We start from the raw sequence: 23,254 nt of genomic DNA, 5'->3' as shown, positions 1-23,254 counted from the left end.
CGAGGACCGCGACCCCGGCCCCGTGCGGTGAGCCACACCGCGGGACCGGGGCCCGCGTTCGGGGGAGCTGCACGCACGCATTACCCTGGAACGGTGAAAACCTTCGACGACCTCTTCACCGAACTCAGCGCCAAGGCGGCCCAGCGCCCCGAGGGCTCCAAGACCGTGGCGGAACTGGACTCCGGCGTGCACGGCATCGGCAAGAAGGTCGTGGAGGAGGCCGCCGAGGTCTGGATGGCGTGCGAGCACGAGACCCACGAGGAGGCCGCCGAGGAGATCTCGCAGCTGCTCTACCACCTCCAGGTCATGATGATCGCCAAGGGCATGACCCTCGAGGACGTCTACAAGCACCTCTGAGCCCGCACCGCGCGACGTGAGCACACCGCCGCGCTCGCCGGTCCCCACCGTCCCAGTCCGCTTTCGCGGGAAGGAATCCCATGCTGAGAGTCGCCGTGCCCAACAAGGGCGCGCTGTCCGAGTCCGCCACCACCATGCTCACGGAGGCCGGCTACCGGCAGCGGCGCAGCAGCCGCGAGCTCGTGCTCGTGGACAACGACAACGGGGTGGAGTTCTTCTACCTGCGCCCGCGTGACATCGCCATCTACGTGGGCGGGGGCACCCTGGACCTCGGCATCACGGGCCGTGACCTGCTCCTGGACTCCGGGGCCGACGCCGCCGAGGAGCTGTGCCTGGACTTCGCCCGCTCCACCTTCCGCCTGGCCGGTCCGCTCGGACAGTTCTCCTCGGTGCAGGACCTGCAGGGCAAGCGGATCGCCACGAGCTACCAGCTGCTGCTGGAGCAGCACCTCGCCGAGCAGGGCGTCGATGCCGAGGTGGTGCGCCTGGACGGCGCCGTGGAGTCCGCCATCCGGCTGGGCGTCGCGGACGCGATCGCGGACGTGGTGGAGACCGGCAACACCCTGCGGGCCGCGGGACTCGAGATCTTCGACGAGCCGATCATGAGGTCCGAGGCGCTGCTCATCCGGCGCGGGGACGAACCGGAGCCCGAGGGGCTGAGCGTGCTGCGGCGTCGTCTGCAGGGCGTGCTCGTGGCCCGGCAGTACGTGATGATGGACTACGACATCCGCGAGGAGCTGCTGCCGGCGGCCGTGGAGATCACCCCCGGCATGGAGGGCCCCACCATCTCCCCGCTGGGCCGGGACGGGGCGGTGGCGGTCCGCTCGATGGTCCGCAAGGCGGACACGAACAAGGTCATGGACGCGCTCTACGAGGTGGGGGCCCGGGCCATCCTGGTGTCCCCGATCCAGGCGGCGCGGATCTGACGAGCGCCCCGCCGCGATCTGTGCGGCGGGGGCGGGCACGGCGCAGCAGCACGAGCGAACGAGGAAGGGCGGCACAGATGGGTGTGGCGGTGCGGGTGATCCCGTGCCTGGACGTGGATGCCGGGCGCGTGGTCAAGGGTGTGAACTTCGAGAACCTGCGGGACGCGGGCGATCCCGTGGAGCTGGCGGCCCGCTACGACCTCGCGGGTGCGGACGAGCTCACGTTCCTGGACGTCACGGCGTCCTCGAGCGAGCGGGACACCATGTACGACGTGGTGGCGCGCACCGCGGAGAAGATGTTCATCCCCCTGACGGTGGGCGGCGGCGTGCGGACCCCGGAGGACGTGGACCGGCTGCTGCGGTGCGGCGCGGACAAGGTGTCGGTCAACACGGCGGCGGTGACGCGACCGGAGGTGATCGACGAGATCACCCGGCGCTTCGGCAACCAGGTGCTCGTGCTCTCGCTGGACGCCCGCCGCACCGGCAACACAGCCTCCGGCTTCGAGGTCACCACGCGCGGTGGCCGCACCCTCACCGGGATCGACGCGCTGGACTGGGCGCGGGAGGCCGAACGGCGCGGCGTGGGGGAGATCCTGCTCAACTCGATGGACGCGGACGGCACGCGGGAGGGCTTCGACCTGGAAATGATCGCCGCCGTGCGCGCCGTGGTGGGCGTGCCGCTGATCGCCTCGGGCGGCGCGGGTGCCCCCGAGCACTTCCCCCCGGCCGTCGCGGCCGGCGCGGACGCGGTGCTCGCCGCCTCGGTGTTCCACTTCGGACCGGACCACGCGATCGAGGACGTCAAGAACGCCCTGCGCGCCGCGGGCCACGAGGTGCGCTGATGACCGGCACGGACACTCCCCGCGAGGCGCACGGCCACCCCGCCCTGGACCAGGAGATAGCGGCCCGTCTGAAACGGGACCCCGCGGGTCTCGTGGCCGCCGTGGTGCAGCAGCACGACACCGGCGAGGTGCTCATGCTCGGCTGGATGGACGACGAGGCCCTGCGCCGGACCCTGACCGAGGGCCGGGTGACGTTCTGGTCCCGTTCGCGCCAGGAGTACTGGCGCAAGGGGGACACCTCCGGCCACGTCCAGCGGGTGCACTCGGTGCACCTGGACTGCGACGGCGACGCCCTGCTCGTGAAGGTCGACCAGACCGGCGCGGCATGTCACACCGGTACCCGCACGTGCTTCGACGGGCGGAACCTGAACGCGGAACAGGCGGTCCAGTAGTGCAGGAGCTCGGCACCATCACCCCCACCCTCGAGGAGTTCCGCGAGTACGCGGCCACGCGCCGCGTGGTTCCTGTGCGGATGTCCGTGCTCGCGGACGCCCTGACCCCCGTGGGCCTCTACCGGGCGCTCGTCACGCGCGACGGTGCCGCCCGCCCGGGCACGTTCCTGCTCGAGTCCGCGGCCGAGGGTGGCGTGTGGTCGCGCTACTCGTTCGTGGGCGCGGGGTCCGTGGCCACGCTCACCGCTCGGGACGGGCAGGCGCACTGGCTCGGGGACGCGCCCTCCGGTGCACCCACGGACGGTGACCCGCTCGAGGCCCTGCGAGCGACCATGGAGCTGCTGCACACCGAGCCGTTCGAGGGCGTTCCCCCGCTCACCAGCGGCATGGTCGGGTTCGTGGGCTGGGAGGCGGTGCGTCGCTGGGAGAAGCTGCCGCACCCGCCCGAGGACGACCTGCACGTCCCCGAGCTCGCCATGAACCTGGTCTCCGACATGGCCGTGCACGACAGCAAGGACGGCACGGTCCTGCTGGTGGCCAACGCCGTGAACGTCAACGGCACGGACGAGAACGTTGACGCGGCCTACCACGACGCCGTGGCGCGCCTGGAGTCGATGCTGAGCCGGCTCGCCACTCTCCTGGAGCGCACCACGGTGTCCGTGGCGCCGCCCGGCCCGGTGGACCTGGAGGCCGCCGTGGAGCAGTCCTGGGACCGGGAGCTGTTCATGTCCGCGATCGACCGCGGCAAGCAGGCCATCGTGGACGGCGAGATCTTCCAGGTGGTGGTCTCGCGCCGCTTCGAGACGGCGTGCGGCGCGGACTCCCTGGACGTGTACCGCACCCTGCGCCGGATCAACCCGAGCCCGTACATGTACCTCTACTCGTTCGAGGACGCCCACGGCAGGCCCTACTCGATCGTGGGCTCCTCGCCGGAGGCCCTCGTCACGGTCACGGGGCGCCAGGCCGTGACCCACCCGATCGCGGGATCGCGCCCACGGGGGGCCACCGTGGACGAGGATCTCGCGCTCGGGGAGGACCTGCTCGCGGACGAGAAGGAGCGCGCGGAGCACCTCATGCTCGTGGACCTCGCGCGCAACGACCTCTCCAGGGTGGCCGAGCCCGGCAGCGTGGACGTCAGCGAGTTCATGGAGATCGAGCGCTTCAGCCACGTCATGCACCTGTGCTCCACCGTGGTCGCGCGGATGCGCGAGGACGTGACGGCCTACGACGTGCTGGCCGCCACCTTCCCGGCGGGAACCCTCTCCGGAGCCCCCAAGCCCCGGGCGCTGCAGCTGCTGGACGAGTACGAGCCCCTGCGCCGCGCGGTCTACGGCGGCGTGGTGGGCTACATGGACTTCGCCGGGAACATGGACATGGCCATCGCCATCCGCACCGCGCTGCTCCTCGAGGGCCGGGCCTACGTGCAGGCCGGCGGGGGTATCGTGGCGGACTCCGACCCCGAGTCCGAGGCCCAGGAGTCGCTCAACAAGGCCACCGCCCCGCTGCGCGCCGCCCTGATCGCCCAGTCCCTGCGACCGCTCGCACCCTGAGCGCACCCGCACCGCACCCCCAGAGGAGCCGACCTTGCCGCGTCGCACCGCCCCCGCCGTCCTGAGCACGCTGCTGTGCGCGCTCGCGCTGTTCGGCACCACCACCCAGGCCTGGATCCACGCCGCCGTCACCACGTCCCTCCAGCCGGTCACGGTGGACGTCACGGGTGCCGACGCCGCGCCGGCCGTCACGGCCCTGGGTCTCGTGGCCGCCGTGGCCGCGGTGGCCTCCGCCCTGGGGGGGCGGATCCTGCGGACGGTCGTGGGCGTCGTCGTGGTCCTCGCCGGTGCGGGCGCGGTGGCCGCGGTGCTCGCCGTCACGGCGGACCCGCGGGCGGCGGCCCAGCCCGCCGTGGGCGCCCAGACCGGCGTGATCAGCGGCGGCGGCGAGTACGCCATGACCGCGTGGCCTTGGGCCGCCGTGGCGGCGGCGGTCCTGCTGGGCCTGTGCGGGATCTGGCTCGTGCTCGTGGCCCAGCGGGTGCGGGCTCGTGCGACCCAGCGCTACGACCGCGCGCCGCTCACGGGTGCCGCGGGTCCGCAGGACACCGCGGCGACCGGGCAGGACGTGACGGACGAGGGGTCGACGAGCGCGGCGGGCGCGTCGAGCACCCCGCCCGGTGAGACCCAGGCGGCCGACCACGCGGACGACATCGACACGTGGGACGCCCTGACCCGCGGCGAGGATCCCACGCGGAACACGTGAGACGCTGCCGCTGAGCGAGCCCGGGTAGTGGCACAATGGGCACGGAGAAGACTCGGCCTCGCACCGCACGCGAGTACGTCACAACGAGAGCCTTGGGCTCAACCTGCACGGGAGAGTGGACACGCATGTCGAACACCGATCAGATCATCCTGGACCACACCGCCGCGGTGGGGCACGGCAACACCGTGGCCGCGTGGGCCTGCGTGGCCGTGATGACCGTGGGCGTCATCGTCGGCTGCGTCGGGTTCATCAACGCCTCCGTGCCCGTGACCGTGGTGGGCATCGGGTTCATCGTCGTGGGCCTCGTCGTGGGCGGCGTGCTCAAGGCCATGGGCTACGGCAAGGGCGGGGCGAAGACCACCGCGCACTGACCCCCGCGCCCGCTCGCGGGCGCGGTCAGGTTGAACGTCACCGGATGATGGCCGGCTCCTGGACACGGGGAGCTGGCCATCGTCATCAGCGTGGCGGGTGGGCGGCGCCGCCCCCATCCGTCGACAGGCAAGGGAGTCTCATGACGCAGCAGGATACCGGCACGGTGCTGGACCAGATCATCGAGGGGGTGCGGGAGGACCTCGAGACGCGCAGGTCCGCGGTGAGCCTGCAGGAGGTGCAGCGCGCGGCGGCAGAGCAGACGCCGGCGCTGGACGCCGAGGCGGCGCTGCGGGGCTCGGACCCCGCCGCCGTGCAGGTCATCGCCGAGGTCAAGCGCTCCAGCCCCTCCAAGGGGGCCCTGGCCGAGATCACGGACCCCGCCGCCCTCGCGGCCGCCTACGAGCGGGGTGGCGCCTCCGCCATCTCCGTGCTGACCGAGCAGCGCCGCTTCGGCGGCTCCCTCGAGGACCTCGACGCCGTGCGCCGCGCGGTGGGGATCCCGGTGCTGCGCAAGGACTTCGTGGTGGAGGACTACCAGGTGTGGGAGGCCCGGGCCCACGGGGCGGACATCGTGCTGCTCATCGTGGCCGCGCTGGACGACCACACCCTGACCAGGCTGCTCGAGCTCACCCACCACCTGGGGATGCACGCCCTCGTGGAGACGCACACGGAGGCGGAGATCGACCGCGCGGTCGCGGCCGGCGCCCGCATCATCGGTGTCAACACCCGCAACCTCAAGACCCTCGAGGTGGACGTGGACACGTTCGGCCGCCTGGCCCGCCGGCTGCCCCAGGACGCGGTGCTCGTGGCGGAGTCGGGAATCGTGGGCGAGGACCAGGTGCGGCTGTACGCCGGGCACGGGGCCAACGCCGTGCTCACGGGGGAGGCGCTCGTGACCGCCGAGGACCCGTCCCAGCGGATCTCGCGGTTCCGCGAGGTGGGCGCCCTGGCACGGGGCGAGTTCCTGGAGGGGGCCACCCCTCCCGCGGCCCAGGCGGAGCACGCCGCCTCGCAGGCCGCCGGCGCCGACTCCGCCGAGAACACCGGTTCGCTGCGCAACGCGCCGGGTCCCTACTTCGGGGACTTCGGCGGGCGCTGGATGCCCGAGTCCCTCGTGGCGGCCCTCGACGAGCTCACGGAGACGTTCGAGAAGGCCCGCACGGACGACGAGTTCCAGGCGGAGTTCCAGCGGCTCTGCCGGGACTACGCGGGCCGCCCCTCCCTGCTCACCGAGGCCGAGCGCTTCGGCGCCGAGCTGGGCGTGCGGGTGTTCCTCAAGCGCGAGGACCTCAACCACACCGGCTCCCACAAGATCAACAACGTGCTCGGGCAGGCGCTGCTGGCCCGCCGCATGGGCAAGACCCGCCTGATCGCGGAGACCGGCGCGGGCCAGCACGGCGTGGCCACCGCGACCGCCGCCGCGCTGTTCGGCATGGAGTGCACGGTGTACATGGGGGAGGAGGACACCCGGCGCCAGGCGCTGAACGTCGCGCGCATGCGCCTGCTGGGCGCCGAGGTGGTGGCCGTGACCAACGGCTCGCGCACCCTCAAGGACGCCATCAACGAGGCCCTGCGGGACTGGGTGGCTTCCGTGGACACCACCCACTACCTGCTGGGAACCGCCGCCGGCCCGCACCCGTTCCCGGCCATGGTGCGCTACTTCCACGAGCAGATCGGTGAGGAGGCCCGGGCGCAGATCCTCGAGCAGGCCGGGCGCCTTCCGGACGCCGTGACCGCGTGCGTGGGCGGCGGCTCCAACGCGATCGGCATCTTCCACGGTTTCCTGGACGACGCCTCGGTGCAGCTCTACGGCAACGAGGCCGGGGGCGACGGCGTGTCCACCGGCCGCCACGCCGCGACCATCTCCCTGGGCCGCCCGGGTGTGCTGCACGGGGCGAAGACGTTCCTGATGCAGGACACGGACGGCCAGACCGTGGAGTCCCACTCCATCTCCGCGGGCCTGGACTACCCGGCCGTGGGCCCGGAGCACTCCTACCTGCACTCGATCGGCCGGGTGGCGTACGAGGCCGTCACGGACCAGCAGGCCATGGACGCGTTCCGGCTGCTGTGCCGCACCGAGGGGATCATCCCCGCGATCGAGTCCTGCCACGCGCTGGCGGGCGCCCGTGAGGTTGCCTCCCGGTGGGTCGGTGAGCTCGGGCCCGAGGCCGCCGCCCAGAAGATCATCGTGGTGTCCCTCTCCGGGCGCGGCGACAAGGACGTGGCCACGGCCGCGGAGTGGTTCGACATGCTCCCGGACGACAGCCACGAGGAACGCGTCGCGCAGAAAGGCGAGCAGCTGTGAGCACCACCGCACACCCCTTGAACTCCGAGAGGTCTGAGAGCACCGCCGGGAGCCTGACCGGGCGGATCGTGCCGCAGAACCTGTCCCGGGCGGGCGACTCCGCCCTGTCCCGCAGGATCGAGCAGTGCCGGGAGCAGGGCCGACCCGCACTCGTGGGCTACCTCCCCGCGGGGTACCCCACGGTGGCGGAGTCTGTCGAGGCAGCCGTGGCCCTCGGGCGCAACGGCGCGGACGTCATCGAGATCGGGATCCCCTACTCTGACCCCGTCATGGACGGGCCCGTGATCCAGGCCGCCACCACCGAGTCCCTGGCCAACGGCTTCCGCGTCTCGGACGTGTTCACCGTGGTGCGCGCCGTGGCCGAGCAGACGGATGCCGTTCCCGTGGTCATGACCTACTGGAACCCCGTGCTGCAGACCGGTGTGGACGAGTTCGCCCGCCGGCTGAGCGAGGCCGGGGGAGCGGGGATCATCACCCCGGACCTGATCCCGGACGAGGCCGGTGAGTGGTTCGCGGCCTCCGAGGAGCACGGGCTGGACCGGATCTTCCTGGTGGCCCCGTCCACCACGCGCGAGCGCATGGACATGACCGTGCACGCGTCGTCGGGCTTCGTGTACGCGGTGTCCGTGATGGGCGTGACGGGTGCGCGGGACAGCGTGTCCTCCGCCGCGGAGGACGTGGTGGCGCGTGCCCGTGCGGCCGGTGCGGAGCGGGTGTGCGTGGGCCTGGGGGTCTCCACGCGCGAGCACGTGCTGGAGATCGGAGAGTACGCGGACGGTGTCATCGTGGGCACGGCGCTCGTGCGCGCACTGCGGGGCGGCGGTCCCGAGGCCGTGGGACGCCTGGCCGCCGAGCTCGCGGGACGAGCGTGAGGGGCCTCGTGGTGCCGGCGTCCATCCCCTCGCCGGCGATCAGCAGCATCCACATCGGGTTCCTCACCATCCACTTCTACGCGCTGTGCATCCTGCTGGGCATGGCGCTGGCCGTGTGGCTGACCATGCGGCGCTGGACCCGGCGCGGGCAGGACCCGGACGTGCTGTGGGACATCGTCTTCTGGGCGGTGCTCGCCGGGATCGTGGGCGCCCGTGCTTACCACGTGCTCATCACCGACCCCATGGGCTACTTCGGCCCGGGTGCCGATCCGTGGGACGTCTTGCGGATCTGGGAGGGCGGGATCGGCATCATGGGCGCGGTCACCGCCGGTGCCGGCGCCGCGTGGCTGGTGTGCCGCCGCTACGGTCTGCCGCTGCACGTCTTCGCGGACTGCGTGGCCCCGGGGCTGCTGCTCGCCCAGGCCATCGGCCGCTGGGGCAACTGGTTCAACCAGGAGCTCTTCGGCAAACCCACCACGCTGCCCTGGGGCCTGGAGATCTCCCCGAGCTCTGCCAACTTCCCGCCGGGGCTGCCCCCGGACACCCTGTTCCACCCCACGTTCCTCTACGAGAGCCTGTGGGACCTGCTGGGTGTGGTGCTCCTGCTCCTCGCCGAGCGCCGGATGCGCGTGACCCACGGCCGGGTCTTCGCGCTCTACATGGTGTACTACGGCGTCGGGCGGCTGTTCATCGAGATGTTCCTGCGCGTGGACCCCGCCCTCATGGTGCTCGGGGTGCGTGTGCACGTGTGGACGTCCCTGCTGATCGTGCTCGGGGGTCTGGTGCTGTTCCTCGTCCTGGGGCGCCGGGCCCGGCGGACGGGGCCCACCACGCCGGCCGCCACGGTGGCGGGAGCCGCGCCGAGCGCGGACTGAGCGCACCGCCCACCCGCGCGGCCACCGCCCCGGGCACCGGATCCGTCGACCTGTGACCCGGGGCGTTGCCGTGTCCAGCATGTGGACCGTGTCCACATGCTGGGATAACCCGGTGGGGCCGGGTTGTGATCTGAGCAACGTGCTACGTTACCGGAGCACCGCGTGGGAACCGCCACCCCGGGCTCCCACCGGTGCCGATCCACGGCTTCCCACGAAGCCGCATCCTTTCCGCAACGGGGCGGACACAGGCGTCACCTGGATCCCACGACGTCCGCCGCGCACCCACCGAGTGTTCCCGGGCATCGTCGACGCACCAGACCAGCCCACCCCTTGGTGAGGAGCTCCGTCATGAGTCAGCAGCACGCGCCCCACTCGGCGCCCCGCGAGCACGAGCCCGCAGCCCACGCGCCCACCGGGCCCGGCCCGGAGGTCGTCTCTCCCTTCGAGCAGTTCTCCGCCGTGCCCCAGGACCAGGGGCTGTACCGCGCGGAGGACGAGAAGGACGCGTGCGGCCTCGCGGTGGTCGCCACCCTGAACGGCACGGCGTCCCACGACATCGTGGACGCCGCCCTGACCGCGCTGCGCAACCTCGAGCACCGCGGCGCGGTGGGCGGGGACGAGGGCACGGGCGACGGCGCCGGCATCCTCACCCAAATCCCGCACGACTTCCTGCGGCAGAGCGTGGACTTCCGACTGCCGCCGCGCGGTTCCTACGCCGTGGGCACGGCGTTCATGCCCACCGGCGGAGCCCACCTGTCCGAGCTCAAGGCAGCTCTCGAGGACCTCGCGCGCGCCGAGCAGCTCACGGTGCTGGGCTGGCGGGACGTCCCGGTGGTCGAGGATGCCGTGGGGGCCTCCGCCCGCGCGGTGATGCCCACGTTCGTGCAGGTCTTCGTCGCGGCCGCGGGCGCGGCGGACGCTGCCGCGTCCCCGTCCGCCGACGGTGCGGCGTCGTCGGAGCGGGACGCCGCGCAGCTGGAGCTGGACCAGCGGGTCTTCCGCGTGCGCAAGCGGGCCCAGAACAAATTCGGGATCTACTTCCCGTCCTTCTCCTCCCACACGCTCGTGTACAAGGGCATGCTGAGCACGGCGCAGCTGGAGCCGTTCTACCCGGACCTCTCCGACCCCCGCTTCACCACCGAGCTGGCCGTGGTGCACTCCCGGTTCTCCACCAACACCTTCCCGTCCTGGCCCCTGGCCCAGCCCATGCGCACCCTGGCGCACAACGGGGAGATCAACACCGTGGTGGGCAACCGCAACTGGATGCGCGCCCGGCAGTCCTCGATGTCCGGCGCCGTGCTGGGCCGCCAGCCCGAGGACCTCTACCCGATCTGCTCCGAGGGCGCCTCCGACTCCCAGTCCCTCGACGAGGTCGCGGAGCTGCTGCAGCTCGCGGGACGCCCGATCACCGAGACCATGCTGATGCTGATCCCGGAGGCCTGGCAGAACCACGAGAGCATGGACCCCCGGCTCAAGGCGTTCTACGAGTACCACTCAACCCTCATGGAGCCGTGGGACGGGCCGGCGTGCGTGTCGTTCACGGACGGCGTGCGCGTGGGGTCCGTGCTGGACCGCAACGGGCTGCGCCCGGGGCGCTTCTGGCAGACCGAGGACGGCCTCGTGGTCTTCGCGTCCGAGGTGGGCGTGGTGGACGTGGGGGACCGCCGTGTGGTCCGCAAGGGCCGGGTGGCACCCGGCACCATGTTCCTCGTGGACACCCGGGCCGGGCGGATCGTGGAGGACGCCGAGATCAAGGAGGAGCTCGCCGCCGCGAAACCCTGGGAGGACTGGGTGCGGGAGTCGGTCCGGCCGGTCTCCGAGCTCCCCGAGCGTGAGCACATGAGCCACCCGGCCCACTCCGTGCGGCTGCGGCAGAAGACCTTCGGCTACACCGAGGAAGAGCTCAAGATGATCGTGGGCCCCATGGCCGCGGCGGGCGCCGAGCCCATCTACGCGATGGGCACCGACACCCCCGTGGCCGTGCTCTCCAACCGGTCGCGGCTGCTCTACGACTACTTCGTGCAGTCCTTCGCACAGGTCACCAACCCCCCGCTGGACGCCATCCGCGAAGAGCTCGTGACCTCCATGGCGTGCGCCGTGGGGCCCATGGCCAACATGCTCTCCACCGCTCAGACCCGCACGCGGCAGATCCGCCTGGACTTCCCGGTCATCGACAACGACCAGCTGGACCAGTTCGCCCACCTGGAGGACGACGACGGCGCGTCGCTGAGTCTGCGCGTGCGCGGGCTCTACCGGCCCGTGGACGGCGCGCGCTCGCTGCGCGACCGGATCGCGGAGATCTGTGAGAAGGTCTCCGCCGCGGTCAACCGCGGTGTGCAGTTCGTGATCATCTCGGACCGGGACTCCAACGGGGCGTGGGCTCCGATCCCGTCCCTGCTGCTGACCTCCGCGGTGCACCACCACCTGCTGCGCTCGGCCACCCGCACCAGGGTGGCGCTGATCGTGGAGTCCGGGGACGTGCGGGAGGTCCACCACGTGGCGCTGCTGCTGGGCTACGGAGCCTCCGCCGTGAACCCGTACCTGGCCATGGAGTCCGCCGAGGAGCTCGTGCGCCGCGGTGAGGTCACCGGCGTCACCGAGGAGCAGGCCGTGGCGAACCTCATCACGGCGCTCGGCAAGGGCGTGCAGAAGATCATGTCCAAGATGGGCATCTCCACCGTGCAGTCCTACTGCGGTGCCCAGACCTTCGAGGCGCTCGGGCTGTCCAGCGAGCTCGTGGCGGACTACTTCTCCGGAACCCGCACGCAGATCGAGGGCGTGGGCCTGGACGTCATTGCCGCGGAGACCGAGGCGCGGCACCGGCTCGCGTACCCGGAGGACGGCGTCACCGAGCCCCACCGGGACCTCGCGACCGGCGGAGAGTACGACTGGCGCCGCGAGGGGCCCCGCCACCTCTTCGACCCCCACACGGTGTTCCGGCTGCAGCACGCCACGCGCACGGGGCGCTACGACATCTTCAAGTCCTACACGCAGCGGGTGGACAGCCAGGCCCGGGAGATCGCGTCCCTGCGCGGGCTGATGAGCTTCGCCTCCACCCGGGAGCCGGTGGATATCGACGAGGTCGAGCCCGTCAGCGAGATCGTCAAGCGCTTCTCCACCGGTGCCATGAGCTACGGCTCCATCTCCATGGAGGCGCACGAGACCCTCGCGATCGCCATGAACCGGCTGGGCGGGAAGTCCAACACGGGCGAGGGCGGCGAGGACGTGGAGCGGCTCGTGGACCCCGAGCGCCGCTCCGCCATCAAGCAGGTGGCCTCGGGACGCTTCGGCGTCACGAGCCTCTACCTGGCCTCCGCCGACGACCTGCAGATCAAGATGGCCCAGGGCGCCAAGCCCGGTGAGGGCGGCCAGCTCATGGCCCAGAAGGTCTACCCGTGGATCGCCCGCACCCGGCACTCCACCCCCGGGGTGTCCCTGATCTCTCCGCCGCCGCACCACGACATCTACTCGATCGAGGACCTGGCGCAGCTCGTCTACGACCTCAAGCGCGCCAACCCCAGGGCGCGCGTGCACGTCAAGCTCGTCTCGGAACGGGGCATCGGCACCGTGGCGGCGGGCGTGACCAAGGCCAAGGCCGACGTCGTGCTGGTGTCCGGCCACGACGGCGGCACGGGCGCCGCGCCGCTGAACTCGCTCAAGCACGCGGGCATGCCGTGGGAGCTGGGACTCGCCGAGACCCAGCAGACCCTGCGGCTCAACGGGCTGCGCGAACGCGTGGTGGTGCAGGCGGACGGGCAGCTCAAGACCGGCCGGGACGTCGTCGTGGCCGCCCTGCTGGGCGCCGAGGAGTTCGGCTTCGCCACCGCCCCGCTCGTGGTGGAGGGCTGCATCATGATGCGCAAGTGCCACCTGGACACGTGCCCCGTGGGCGTGGCCACCCAGAACCCCGAGCTGCGCTCGCGGTTCACGGGCAAGGCGGAGCACGTGGTGAACTTCTTCGAGTTCATCGCCCAGGAGGTGCGCGAGCACCTTGCGGAGCTCGGCTTCCGCAGCATCGCGGAGGCCGTGGGCCACGCGGAGGTGCTGCGCACCCGGGAGGCCGTCGAGCACTGGAAGGCCAAAGGACTGGACCTGAGCCCCGTGCTGGACTCCTTCCGCGCGGAGGGCGTCACGGACGGGCTGCGCAACACCACGTCGCAGGACCACGAGCTGGAGAAGCACTTCGACAACCGGCTCATCCCGCTCGCGGCACCGGCCATCGAGCGCGCGGAGCCCGTGCGGGTCCAGGAACGCGTGGTCAACACGGACCGTGCGGTGGGGACCATGCTCGGCTACACGGTCACGAACGCCCTGGGCACGCGCGAGCTGCCGGACGACACGATCGACGTGACCCTCACCGGTGAGGCGGGCCAGTCGCTCGGCGCCTTCATCCCGCGCGGCATCACGCTGCGTCTCGAGGGGGACGCCAACGACTACACCGGCAAGGGGCTCTCCGGCGGGCGGATCGTGGTGCGGCCACCGCGGGACGCGGGCTTCACGGCCCACGAGAACGTGATCGCGGGCAACGTGATCGGCTACGGCGCCACGAGCGGTGAGATGTTCTTCAACGGCGTGGTGGGCGAGAGGTTCCTGGTCCGCAACTCGGGCGCCACCGCGGTGGTCGAGGGCATCGGGGACCACGGCTGCGAGTACATGACCGGCGGCGTCGCGCTCGTGCTCGGTGAGACCGGACGCAACTTCGGCGCCGGCATGTCCGGGGGAGTGGCCTACGTGCTGGACCTGGACGAGACGGATGTGAACCGGCAGGCCCGTGCCAACGGCGACCTGCAGCTCGGGCACCTGGACGGCAACGACCGCGAGCTGGTGCTGGAGCTGCTCAAGCGCCACGGCGAGGAGACGGGCTCCGATTTCGCCGCCACGCTGCTCGCGGACCCGCAGCACAGCCTGACCCGCTTCACCAAGGTGCTGCCGCGGGACTACTCCGCGGTGCTGGCACTGCGCAACGAGGCCGAGGCCGAGGGCGAGGACCCGGACGGCGACGGCACCTGGCACAAGATCCTGGAGGCGACCCGACGTGGCTGATCCCCGTGGTTTCCTGACCGTCCGCGAGCGCGCGGACCGTCCCAAGCGTCCCGTCCCGGTGCGCCTGATGGACTGGAAGGAGGTCCAGCAGCGCCAGGAGGCCGGTGTGCTCCACCAGCAGGCCGGGCGCTGCATGGACTGCGGCGTGCCCTTCTGCCACCAGGGGTGCCCGCTGGGCAACCTGATCCCGGAGTGGAACGACCTGGTGTGGCGGGAGCAGTGGGGCGAGGCGTCCGAGCGGATGCACGCCACCAACAACTTCCCCGAGTTCACCGGCCGGGTCTGCCCGGCGCCGTGCGAGTCCTCGTGCGTGCTGGGCATCAACCAGGATCCCGTGACCATCAAGCAGGTGGAGTACGCGATCGGGGAGAAGGCGTTCGAGGACGGCCTGATCGAGCCGTGCATCCCGCAGCGGCTCGTAGGCCGGACCGTCGCGGTGGTCGGCTCCGGTCCCGCCGGGCTCGCGGCGGCCCAGCAGCTCACGCAGGCGGGGTTCACGGTGGCCGTGTACGAGCGCGACGACCGCATCGGCGGGCTGCTGCGCTACGGCATCCCCGACTTCAAGCTGGAGAAGTCGGTGCTGGAACGCCGACTGGACGTCATGCGCCAGGAGGGTACGCGCTTCCGACCGGGCGTGGAGATCGGCCGGGACATCACGTGGGACGTGCTGCGCCGGCGGTACGACGCCGTGGTCGTGGCCACGGGTGCCACACGGCCCCGTGAGCTGGAGATCCCCGGGCGGGACCTCGACGGGATCCACCCCGCGATGGATTACCTGGTGCGCTCCAACAGGCACGTGGCGGGGGACGAGGTCCCGGACCTGGTGGACGCGCGCGGCAAGCACGTGATCGTGCTGGGAGGCGGGGACACCGGCTCCGACTGCATCGGCACTGCCCTGCGACAGGGGGCCGCGTCCGTGACGTCGCTGGCCATCGGCCGCAAGCCGCCCGTGGACCGGGCGGACGAGGAGCCGTGGCCCATGATGCCCAAGGTCTTCGAGGTCTCCACGTCCCACGAGGAGGGCGGGGAGCGCACCTTCCTGGCCTCCACCGTGGAGTTCGTGGGGGAGGACGGGCACGTCACCGGACTGCGCGTGGCCGAGACCGAGTACCGCGAGGACGGCTCCCGCGGCCCCCGTCCCGGGACCGAGGAGGTGCTGCCCGCTGACCTCGTGCTGCTGGCCCTCGGGTTCACGGGCAACGAGTCGGAGCAGCTCACGGAGCAGCTGCCCGTGGCGCTGGACGGTCGCGGCAACGTGGCACGGGACGAGAGCTACATGACCGAGGTGGACGGCGTGTTCTCGTGCGGAGACGCCGGGCGCGGTCAGTCGCTCGTGGTCTGGGCCATCGCGGAGGGTCGCGCGTGCGCCGCGAACGTGGAGCGCCACCTCACGGGCCAGACCCGGCTGCCGGAGCCCGTGGCACCCTCGGAGCGCGCGATCGACCTGAGCCTGTGAGGCCCGCCGCGGCGGTCCCCGGCCCACAGCCGCGGACGCCGGCCCGGCGGCGTCGTGCCCCGCGCGGCGGGTGTGACGCAGCGTGCGGCGCCTGGTAAGCGGGCTCATGTTCTTCGAGCGCCCGGGATTGTTAGGCTGGAGGCAACATCGGCGGAGCGGCCGCGGCCACGCAGCATCGGCAGCGTGACCCGGCCGCTTCCGCTGTGTGTGACAACCATCCGTTCTTCGAGAAGGAGTCACCCCATGCGTCGAGCGAAGATCGTGGCCACCATCGGCCCCGCCATCTCCTCGTACGAGAACATCACCCAGGCGATCCGGGCCGGCATGAACGTGGCCCGCCTGAACATGAGCCACGGGGACCACTCCGTGCACAGCGCCTCCTACGAGAACATCCGCCGGGCCAGCGAGGAGCTCGACACCACGGTGGCGATCCTCGCGGACCTGCAGGGCCCCAAGATCCGCCTGGGCAACTTCTCGGACGGCCCGCACGAGCTGGAGGTCGGTGACACCTTCACGATCACCGTCCGGGACGTGCCCGGGACCCGGGAGATCTGCTCCACCACCCACAAGGGCCTGCCCGGGGACGTCTCCGTGGGGGACCCGTTGCTGATCGACGACGGCAAGGTGGCCCTGCGCGCCACCGGGGTCACGGACACGGACGTCACCACCGAGGTGGTCGTGGCCGGACCGGTCTCCGACCACAAGGGCATCAACCTGCCGGGCGTGGCCGTCAACGTCCCTGCCCTCAGCGACAAGGACGAGGCGGACCTGCGCTGGGCGCTGCAGCGCGGCGTGGACATCATCGCGCTGTCCTTCGTGCGGGACGCCAAGGACATCACCCGGGTGCACGAGATCATGGCGGAGGAGGGTCGCAAGATCCCCGTGATCGCCAAGATCGAGAAGCCCCAGGCGGTGGACGCGCTGCACGAGATCATCGACGCGTTCGACGGCATCATGGTGGCCCGCGGCGACCTCGGTGTGGAGCTTCCCCTCGAGGCCGTCCCGATCGTCCAGAAGCGTGCGATCGAGCTGGCCCGCCGCTGGGCCAAGCCGGTCATCGTGGCCACCCAGGTGCTGGAGTCCATGATCGACAACCCGCGCCCCACGCGCGCCGAGGCCTCGGACTGCGCCAACGCCGTGCTCGACGGCGCGGACGCGGTCATGCTCTCGGGCGAGACCTCCGTGGGCAAGTACCCCATCAAGACGCTCGAGACCATGGCGAGCATCATCGAGGCCACAGAGACCGAGGGCATGGACCGGATGCCGCCGCTCGGCACCGAGCCGCGGACCCGCGGGGGCGCGGTCACCCGCGCGGCGGTGACCATCGCCCGGCAGCTGGACGTCCCCTACATCTGCACCTTCACGCAGTCCGGGGACTCCGCACGCCGGCTCTCCCGGCTGCGGCCCGACCGTCCCATCCTGGCCTTTACGCCCGAGAAGAGCGTGCAGTCCTGGTTGCAGCTGCTCTGGGGTGTGCAGCCCATCCGCGTGGACCGCGTGGAGCACACGGACGAGATGACCCGACAGGTGGACCACCACCTGCTGCAGTACGACCTCGCGGACACGCAAGACATGGTCGTGATCTGCGCCGGCTCGCCCCCAGGGCACGCCGGGTCCACCAACCTGGTGAAGGTGCACCGGGTGGGGGACCTCCAGGACGCGGGGGAGGCCCCGCAGCGCGAGCCGCACGAGGGTGTGGGCCCGTGGCGGGAGACGCTGCGCGGGTCCGGTTCCTGGCGCGAGCCGTGAGCCGGTGACCGGCTGACCGGCGCGCTCCCGGTCTGACGGGGCGCCGTGGACGACGACGCGGGGTGCGGATCCGAGGGATCGGCACCCCGCGTCGTCGTCGTGGTGACCGCCCACCGGGCCCGCCCGGGGGCAGGTGCCGGTCCGGAGGGCGGAGCGGGTCCTGTGCGGACGGCCGCCCGGAAACGACGTACGGCCCCGCGTCAACGGGGCCGTACGTCGTGGTGCTCTGACCAGGTGATTCGTGGTGCCCAAGGTGGGACTCGAACCCACACATGTCTCCATACCGCATTTTGAGTGCGGCGCGTCTGCCAATTCCGCCACTTGGGCCCGGACCGTGCGTCAGCCGCCGCGGATCGCCGAGGGATCCGGGGGCTCAGGCGCCGGTGCGGCTCACAGCCTACATGATGGGACTAGCATGGCAGGGACACCGGGCGCTCCGCCGGTGACCCCGCCCGGCGCGGCGGTGTGCTGTGTCTCACGGGGCGCCGGGGCCGCTCCCGTGGTTGGATGCGGTGTCGAGAACATCGTGACCACCTCGAGACCAGGAGTGCCCGTGACGGATATGCCGACCACCCCCGACCCTGACCCCGCCACGGCGGAGGAGCCGGGCGAGCAGGAGACCGCCTCGACCGCGGGTGCCACGGGTTCCGCCCCCCGGACGGTGGTCGTGGCCGAGGACGAGGCCCTGATCCGCATGGACGTCGTGGAGATGCTCGAGGACGCCGGCTACCGCGTGGTGGCCCAGGCCGAGAACGGCGAGCAGGCGGTGGCCCTGGCCACCGAGCACCGCCCGGACCTCGTGCTGATGGACGTCAAGATGCCCGTGATGGACGGCATCACGGCCGCGGAGCAGATCGCCGCGGACCGGATCGCCCCCGTGGTCCTGCTGACCGCCTTCAGCCAGCGCGAGCTCGTGGAGCGCGCCCGCGAGGCCGGGGCCATGGCCTACGTGGTCAAGCCGTTCACCGTGGACGACGTGGTCCCCGCGATCGAGATCGCGATGTCCCGCTTCGAGGAGATCGCGGCACTCGAGAACGAGGTCGCGGACATGAAGGAGCAGTTCGCCACCCGCAAGCTCGTGGAGCGCGCCAAGTCTCTGCTGCAGTCCAAGATGGGGCTGTCCGAGCCCGAGGCGTTCCGCTGGATCCAGAAGACCTCCATGGACCGCAGACTGTCCATGCGCGAGGTCGCGGAGGCCATCATCAACCAGGTGGCCTGAGCGTCCCCCAGCTCCCTGTCCGGGGGTGCCCCTAGGATGGGTGCGTGACCGAGACGAGCCAGCAGCCCAGCCAGGATCCGAGCACGCCCCGCACGGTGGTGATCGGCGAGAAGACCGACGCCCCGCAGCAGGTGCCCCTGCCCGAGCCGGTGTCCCGCCCCGATCGGAGACTGCTGCTCATCGACGGGCACTCCCTGGCGTTCCGGGCCTTCTTCGCGCTGTCGCGCGCCGCCGAGTACGGCGGCGGTCCCGGATTCGTGACCTCCGACGGAGTGCACACGGAGGGTGTCTACGGCTTCGTGAACACCATGGTCAAGCTGGTGCGCGAGGAGAAGCCCACCCACCTGGTGGTCTCCTTCGACCTCGAGGGCCCCACGCTGCGCTCCCAGGAGTACGGAGAGTACAAGGGCGGCCGCGACGAGACTCCCGAGGAGTTCCACGGCCAGGTTCCCAACATCCAGCGCGTCCTGGAGGCGCTGGGCGTTCCGATCGTCACCATGGAGGGCTACGAGGCGGACGACGTCCTGGCCACGCTGGCCTCCCGCGCCGCCGCGGACGACTTCGAGGTCCTCGTGTTCTCCGGGGACCGGGACGCGTTCCAGATGATCACGGACCACGTGAACGTGGTCTACCCCGGCCGCACACCCTCGGACCTGCGGCGCATGGACGCGGCCGCCGTCTTCGAGAAGTACAAGGTGGCACCCCAGAACTACCCCGATCTCGCCGCACTCACGGGGGAGACCGCGGACAACCTCCCGGGTGTCCCGGGGGTGGGCCCCGGATTCGCGGCCAAGTGGATCACCGCCTACGGCCCCGTGGAGTCCCTGCTGGAGCACGCCGCGCAGATCACCGGCAAGAAGGGGGAGGCCCTGCGCGAGAACGAGGACCTCGTGCGGCGCAACCGCAAGCTCAACCGGCTGGTCACGGACCTGCCCCTGGACATCGACCTGTCCACCGCGGTGCTTCCGCGGGCCGACGCCGAGCGCGTGGGCGAGGTGTTCGACGAGCTCGAGTTCGGCTCCCAGCTGCGCGGACGCCTGCTGGACGCCTTCGGCGGGGACGTTCCCGCGGACGACGCCGCCGTGCTCGCCCCCGTCACGGACGTCACCGTGGTGCGCGCCGCCCAGGAGTTCGCCGACTGGCTGGCCGCCCAGGAGGACGGAGTGCCCGTGGTCGTGCGCCGGCTGTCCCCGGACCCCAAGGCGCTCAGCGGGGAAGAGGTCACCACGCTCGTGCTCACCGGGGACACGGGTGCCGTGGTCGATCTCGTGGCGGCGGACGAGGACCTCACGCACGCCGTGGAGTCCTGGCTCGGGGACGCCGCGGCCCCCAAGATCGTGGACGGCCTCAAGGACCTTTACCACGGGCTGATCCAGCGGGGCATCGACCTCGCGGGGGTCGTGGACGACGTCCAGCTCTCGGGCTACCTGCTCCGGCCGGCGCTGCGCTCCTACGAGCTGGAGGCCCAGCTGGCCCAGCACCTCGAGGTCGAGGTTCCCGCGGCGGAGGACACCGCCGGGGATGCGCACGGGCAGACCGAGCTCGCCCTGGACGAGGAGGACAGGCTCGGCGGCCTGAGCGAGGCGGTGCTGGTGCGCGAGGCCACCCTCGGTCGCGCGTGCCGGGACCTCAGCGAGCACCTGCGCGGGCTGCTGGAGGCGGACGGGCAGCTCGGACTGCTCACCGAGCTCGAGATGCCGCTCGCGGTGATCCTCGCCCGCATGGAGGCCACCGGGATCGCGATGGACCGCCCGGGAATCGACGCCCTGTTCGAGGACCTCCAGCACCCCATCGACCAGGCATTCGAGCAGGCCCAGGCGCAGCTCGACCACGAGGTCAACCTGGGTTCCACCAAGCAGCTGCAGGCCGTGATGTTCGACGAGCTGGGACTGCCCAAGACCAAGAAGACCAAGACCGGCTACACCACGGACGCCGCCGCCGTGGCGGACCTGATCGGCAAGGTCTCCCCGGACACCCCCGGCTCCCGGTTCCTGGTGGCCCTGATGCACTGGCGCGAGTACTCCAAGCTCAAGCAGATCGTGGCGGGCCTGCGGGACGCGATCGCGGACGACGGCCGCATCCACACCACCTACCAGCAGACCGTGGCGGCCACCGGGCGGCTCTCCTCCACGGGCCCCAACCTGCAGAACATCCCGGTGCGCACCGAGCAGGGGCAGCGCATCCGGGACGTCTTCGTGGTGGGGGAGGACGCCACGGGTCCTTTCGAGTGCCTGATGACCGCGGACTACTCCCAGATCGAGATGCGCATCATGGCGCACCTGTCCGGGGACGAGGGGCTGATCGAGGCCTTCCGGGGCGGTGAGGACCTGCACCGTTTCGTGGGCTCCCGCGTCTTCGACGTGGCCCCCGGGGACGTCACCCCGCAGATGCGATCCAAGGTCAAGGCCATGAGCTACGGGCTGGTCTACGGGCTGAGCTCCTACGGACTCTCCCAGCAGCTGAACATCGGCGTGGACGAGGCCCGGACCATGATGAGCGGCTACTTCGAGCGCTTCGGGGGCGTGCGGGACTTCCTGCGCGGCGTCGTGGAGGAGGCCCGTTCCAAGGGCTACACCGAGACCATCGACGGCCGCCGCCGCTACCTCCCGGACCTCACGAGCGACAACCGGCAGGCCCGCCAGGCCGCGGAGCGCATGGCCCTGAACGCTCCCATCCAGGGCTCCGCGGCGGACATCATCAAGAAGGCGATGATCGGTGTGGACCGGGCGCTGCGGGACGGTGAGCTCCGCTCCCGCGTTCTGCTGCAGGTCCACGACGAGCTCATCGTGGAGGTGGCCCCCGGGGAGAAGGACGCCGTGGAGAAGATCCTGCGCACCGAGATGGCCGGCGCGGCCGATCTCACGGTGCCCCTGGACGTGAACGTGGGCACCGGGCCCACATGGCACCAGGCGGCGCACTGACCCCGCCCCCGCGAACGGCCCGGCAGCCCGGACCGGCTGCCGGGCCCCGCACCCCCGACCCCTGCGGCCCCGTACGGCTCCTCCCCGTCGTGGGAGGGACCCGGGGCCGGTGCACGGAACGAAGGAGCACGATGAGTACGACACCCCCTCAGGACCAGCCCACCGAGACCACCCACACCGCACGGGGCAACACCTACCGGCTGCGGCGGTTCACCGTGACCGAGGGCTCGCTCGCGGACAACCCCGAGGCCGTGCAGTGGAACCGCGCGGTGTACCAGGGGTTCCACGACGCCGAGCCCACCGACGAGGCCACCCGGCGGATCCTGCGCTCCCTGCGGGAGGCGGGCACCCGGCTGCGCTCCGTGTACACGGCGGATCCCGTGCCCCCCGCGGCCCTGGGTGCGGAGCGTCCCGTGGCCACGTTCTGCTCGTGGGACTCCGAGCTGACGCTGGGCGAGGGCCGCAGCATCCCCGCGTGGCTGATCTCCGAGGTCACCGTGCGACCCACCCACGCCCGGCGGGGTCTGCTGCGCCGCCTCATGACGCAGGACCTCTCCGAGGCGCACGAGGCCGGGTTCCCGGTGGCGGCGCTGACCGCCTCCGAGGCCACGATCTACGGCCGGTTCGGATTCGGTGCCGCCACGTTCAACGCCGAGGTCACGGTGGACGCGCACTCCCGGCTCCAGCTCAAGGCCCCCACCGTGGGGACGGTGGAGATGGCCGACAACCTGGCCGTTGCCGAGCTGGCCCCGCAGATCTTCGAGCGCTTCCACCGCGCCACCGCCGGTTCGCTGCGGCGCACCGTGAAGTGGTGGGACTACGTCTCGGGGCAGTGGAACTGGCACCGCGGCGCCGCCGAGCCCGAGGTCCGCACCGCCGTGCACTACGACGAGCAGGGTCAGCCGGACGGCTACGTGAGCTACAAGTTCCTGCCCACCCAGGGCTACGAGGGAACCCTGGAGGTCGTGGACCTGGTGGGCGCGGACTCCCAGGCGCAGATCGCCCTGTGGGAGTTCCTGTGCAACCTGGACCTCGTCACCGAGGTGCGCTACAAGTCGGCACCCATCGAGGATCCCCTGATGTGGGGCATGGTGGACATGTCTGCGTACACCGTGCACAAGCGCACCGACCGGGTGTGGCTGCGGGTCCTGGACCCCGTGGCCGCGCTGTCCGCCCGTCACTACACCGCGCACCGGAGGATGACCCTCGCCGTGGTGGACTCGCTGGGGTTCGCGGACGGGATCTACGAGATCGACACCACGGACGGGGAGACCCGCGTGGCGCGGGTGGGGGACCGGCCCCGCACCGAGAGCGACCGGGCGGGCGCGTCCATGCCGGAGGTCGAGCTGCCGGAGGGGGTCGACGCCGCGCTGACCGTGGACCTGCTCGGGTCCCTCTACCTGGGCGCGGTCAAGGCGTCCACGCTGCACCAGGCGGGTCTGCTGCGGGTGCGGGACGACGACGCGCTGCGGGACCTCCAGGACCTGATGACCACCACGGCGGACCCGTACTGCATCTCCCCGTTCTGACGCTCAGCCGCTTGAACACGCACCTGCCGGGCACTAGACTGGTACGGTGCGTGTTTTCGCACGCCCACACCAAGTTCGACTCTTCCGCTCCGCCGTGCCCTCGCGGCGCGGGTGCGGAAGTGACAATCCATCACACCAAT

General features: G+C 71.6%; 16 protein-coding genes and 1 tRNA gene. 16 read left to right on the top strand and 1 reads right to left on the bottom strand.

What is annotated here, in order from left to right:
* The first annotated feature begins 93 nt into the window (after positions 1-93).
* From HMPREF2833_RS10190 to pyk, 13 genes are all read left to right on the top strand, one after another.
* Positions 94-357, top strand: a complete 264-nt coding sequence (locus HMPREF2833_RS10190; RefSeq protein WP_019309072.1) for a phosphoribosyl-ATP diphosphatase — start codon at positions 94-96, stop codon at positions 355-357.
* Positions 358-437: 80 nt separating this feature from the next.
* Entirely contained in the window at positions 438-1,283 is an 846-nt protein-coding gene (hisG, locus tag HMPREF2833_RS10185) for an ATP phosphoribosyltransferase (RefSeq protein WP_019309073.1), read from the top strand.
* A 77-nt stretch (positions 1,284-1,360) separates the two neighbouring features.
* Positions 1,361-2,125 carry an imidazole glycerol phosphate synthase subunit HisF gene (hisF, locus tag HMPREF2833_RS10180; protein WP_019309074.1) on the top strand — a complete coding sequence of 255 codons (765 nt, stop codon included), beginning with the start codon at positions 1,361-1,363 and terminating at the stop codon, positions 2,123-2,125.
* Positions 2,125-2,517, top strand: a complete 393-nt coding sequence (gene hisI, locus HMPREF2833_RS10175; protein WP_059281246.1) for a phosphoribosyl-AMP cyclohydrolase — start codon at positions 2,125-2,127, stop codon at positions 2,515-2,517. The genes hisF and hisI overlap by 1 nt, the downstream gene beginning before the upstream one ends.
* Positions 2,517-4,067, top strand: coding sequence for an anthranilate synthase component I (locus tag HMPREF2833_RS10170; protein WP_070637897.1), 1,551 nt, complete (start codon positions 2,517-2,519; stop codon positions 4,065-4,067). The genes hisI and HMPREF2833_RS10170 overlap by 1 nt, the downstream gene beginning before the upstream one ends.
* A gap of 34 nt (positions 4,068-4,101) precedes the next feature.
* Positions 4,102-4,773 (top strand): Trp biosynthesis-associated membrane protein, encoded by a 672-nt coding sequence (locus HMPREF2833_RS10165; protein ID WP_019309077.1) that lies wholly within the window; start codon positions 4,102-4,104, stop codon positions 4,771-4,773.
* A 125-nt stretch (positions 4,774-4,898) separates the two neighbouring features.
* Positions 4,899-5,144 carry an HGxxPAAW family protein gene (locus HMPREF2833_RS10160; RefSeq protein ID WP_019309078.1) on the top strand — a complete coding sequence of 82 codons (246 nt, stop codon included), beginning with the start codon at positions 4,899-4,901 and terminating at the stop codon, positions 5,142-5,144.
* Between the two features lie 44 nt (positions 5,145-5,188).
* Positions 5,189-7,450, top strand: a complete 2,262-nt coding sequence (locus tag HMPREF2833_RS10155; protein WP_336884772.1) for a bifunctional phosphoribosylanthranilate isomerase/tryptophan synthase subunit beta — start codon at positions 5,189-5,191, stop codon at positions 7,448-7,450.
* A gap of 80 nt (positions 7,451-7,530) precedes the next feature.
* Positions 7,531-8,322, top strand: a complete 792-nt coding sequence (gene trpA / locus HMPREF2833_RS10150) for a tryptophan synthase subunit alpha (RefSeq protein ID WP_052239271.1) — start codon at positions 7,531-7,533, stop codon at positions 8,320-8,322.
* Positions 8,319-9,197, top strand: a complete 879-nt coding sequence (gene lgt, locus HMPREF2833_RS10145) for a prolipoprotein diacylglyceryl transferase (protein ID WP_039101229.1) — start codon at positions 8,319-8,321, stop codon at positions 9,195-9,197. Before trpA ends, lgt begins: the two co-directional genes overlap by 4 nt.
* A gap of 348 nt (positions 9,198-9,545) precedes the next feature.
* Positions 9,546-14,240 carry a glutamate synthase large subunit gene (gene gltB / locus HMPREF2833_RS10140; RefSeq protein WP_070637895.1) on the top strand — a complete coding sequence of 1,565 codons (4,695 nt, stop codon included), beginning with the start codon at positions 9,546-9,548 and terminating at the stop codon, positions 14,238-14,240.
* Complete coding sequence (locus HMPREF2833_RS10135; protein ID WP_039101227.1) at positions 14,233-15,696, top strand: glutamate synthase subunit beta; 1,464 nt, start codon at positions 14,233-14,235, stop codon at positions 15,694-15,696. The genes gltB and HMPREF2833_RS10135 overlap by 8 nt, the downstream gene beginning before the upstream one ends.
* A gap of 243 nt (positions 15,697-15,939) precedes the next feature.
* The gene (gene pyk / locus HMPREF2833_RS10130; protein WP_019309084.1) at positions 15,940-17,445 is read left to right on the top strand and encodes a pyruvate kinase; all 1,506 of its coding nucleotides are present in this window, start codon (positions 15,940-15,942) and stop codon (positions 17,443-17,445) included.
* A gap of 242 nt (positions 17,446-17,687) precedes the next feature.
* Here pyk and HMPREF2833_RS10125 read toward each other — a convergent pair.
* Positions 17,688-17,772, bottom strand: a tRNA-Leu gene (locus HMPREF2833_RS10125).
* 235 nt (positions 17,773-18,007) lie between these two features.
* Between HMPREF2833_RS10125 and HMPREF2833_RS10120 the strand changes: the two genes are divergently transcribed.
* From HMPREF2833_RS10120 to HMPREF2833_RS10110, 3 genes are all read left to right on the top strand, one after another.
* Positions 18,008-18,664, top strand: a complete 657-nt coding sequence (locus tag HMPREF2833_RS10120) for an ANTAR domain-containing response regulator (RefSeq protein ID WP_246829143.1) — start codon at positions 18,008-18,010, stop codon at positions 18,662-18,664.
* Between the two features lie 44 nt (positions 18,665-18,708).
* The gene (gene polA / locus HMPREF2833_RS10115; protein ID WP_070637892.1) at positions 18,709-21,585 is read left to right on the top strand and encodes a DNA polymerase I; all 2,877 of its coding nucleotides are present in this window, start codon (positions 18,709-18,711) and stop codon (positions 21,583-21,585) included.
* Positions 21,586-21,716: 131 nt separating this feature from the next.
* Positions 21,717-23,114, top strand: coding sequence for a GNAT family N-acetyltransferase (locus HMPREF2833_RS10110; RefSeq protein ID WP_070637889.1), 1,398 nt, complete (start codon positions 21,717-21,719; stop codon positions 23,112-23,114).
* Positions 23,115-23,254 lie beyond the last annotated feature (140 nt).

The organism is Kocuria sp. HMSC066H03 (assembly GCF_001812045.1).
GTDB classification, from domain to species: domain Bacteria; phylum Actinomycetota; class Actinomycetes; order Actinomycetales; family Micrococcaceae; genus Kocuria; species Kocuria rhizophila.
Note: the sequence above shows the minus strand (reverse complement) of the source record. Positions and strands in the feature narration are given on the sequence as shown.

Coding starts and splice junctions, on each gene's coding strand:
- hisG (WP_019309073.1), top strand. CDS start 438: ATGCTGAGAGTCGCCGTGCCCAACAAGGGCGCGCTGTCCGAGTCCGCC.
- hisF (WP_019309074.1), top strand. CDS start 1,361: ATGGGTGTGGCGGTGCGGGTGATCCCGTGCCTGGACGTGGATGCCGGG.
- hisI (WP_059281246.1), top strand. CDS start 2,125: ATGACCGGCACGGACACTCCCCGCGAGGCGCACGGCCACCCCGCCCTG.
- HMPREF2833_RS10160 (WP_019309078.1), top strand. CDS start 4,899: ATGTCGAACACCGATCAGATCATCCTGGACCACACCGCCGCGGTGGGG.
- HMPREF2833_RS10155 (WP_336884772.1), top strand. CDS start 5,189: ATGATGGCCGGCTCCTGGACACGGGGAGCTGGCCATCGTCATCAGCGT.
- gltB (WP_070637895.1), top strand. CDS start 9,546: ATGAGTCAGCAGCACGCGCCCCACTCGGCGCCCCGCGAGCACGAGCCC.
- pyk (WP_019309084.1), top strand. CDS start 15,940: ATGCGTCGAGCGAAGATCGTGGCCACCATCGGCCCCGCCATCTCCTCG.
- HMPREF2833_RS10120 (WP_246829143.1), top strand. CDS start 18,008: ATGCCGACCACCCCCGACCCTGACCCCGCCACGGCGGAGGAGCCGGGC.
- HMPREF2833_RS10110 (WP_070637889.1), top strand. CDS start 21,717: ATGAGTACGACACCCCCTCAGGACCAGCCCACCGAGACCACCCACACC.